This is a genomic window from Alterirhizorhabdus solaris (genome assembly GCF_007785815.1).
Lineage (GTDB): Bacteria > Pseudomonadota > Alphaproteobacteria > Sphingomonadales > Sphingomonadaceae > Alterirhizorhabdus > Alterirhizorhabdus solaris.
The window spans coordinates 1-977 of sequence record NZ_VNIM01000214.1 but is presented as its reverse complement, the minus strand read 5'-3'; the positions used below and the strand labels follow the sequence as shown (position 1 = coordinate 977).

Genomic DNA, 977 nt, shown 5'->3' with positions numbered 1-977 from the left:
CACCCCTACGCCCGCCGGCGCCGTGCTGGTAGCCATCGACATGTCCAAGAACCGGCAGGAAGTCCTCATCGAGCGACCCGAAGGCGGCCGGCGCCGGCGGATGACCGTCATGGCAACCAAGAAGGACTATGACGACTTTGCCGAACAGCTCGCTGCCATCGGCCGTCCCATCGTCGTTGGGTTCGAGGCGACCGGAAATTATCATCGCACGCTGGCGCACAGACTGCTGACCGCGGGGTTCGAGCTACGCCTCATCTCGTCGGTCGCGCTCGCCCGCACGCGCGAGGCACTGCACAACGGTTGGGACAAAAACGATTCCAAGGACGCCCAGGTCATCCTGCACATGCTGCGGATCGGGGCGACACAGCGTTATGTCGATCCGCTGGCGGCCGGGATCAACGACTTGCAGGAACTGTCGAAAACCCACGAGACGATCTCCAAGGCCAAGACGCAAACCTGGCATCGGATCCTCACCCACTATTTGCCGCTCTACTTCCCCGAGATCGCCCGCTTCGCCGGCAACAGCAGATCCGACTGGTTCTTTGCGCTCATCGAGCGGTTCCCCACTCCTGCCAGCATCACCGCGCCTGACGCGGAGGCATTCTCGGCCGCGGCCTGGCCTCTCATCGGCCGCAAGGTTTCCAAGGCCCGTCTTATCAATGACATCTACGAAACGGCCTGCGCTTCGGTGGCTCTGCCAGTCCCGGAGGATTCGGCAGCAATTACCATGTTCCGCATGGTCATCGCGCAGGGACGCAGTCTCATCCAGCAGCGTGACGAGATAGAGCGGCTTGCCCATGCCAGGCTGGCCGAGCATGTCGATTACCAGCTGCTGCGCAAAATTCCTGGCATCGGCCCGATCAATGCGCTGACCATCCTGGCGGAAGCCGGCGATCTGCGCCGGTTCAATCATCATCGTCAATTTCTGAAATTCTGCGGCCTCGATCTCGCAACGTGTCAGTCAGGCACGTTCCGTG

Annotated in this window: 1 protein-coding gene; it reads left to right on the top strand. The window is 61.8% G+C overall.

Translation table 11 applies throughout. The features are described 5' to 3' along the window. Positions 1-977: IS110 family RNA-guided transposase (locus FOY91_RS21380; RefSeq protein WP_203234672.1), on the top strand; the 977-nt coding region annotated here is incomplete at both ends.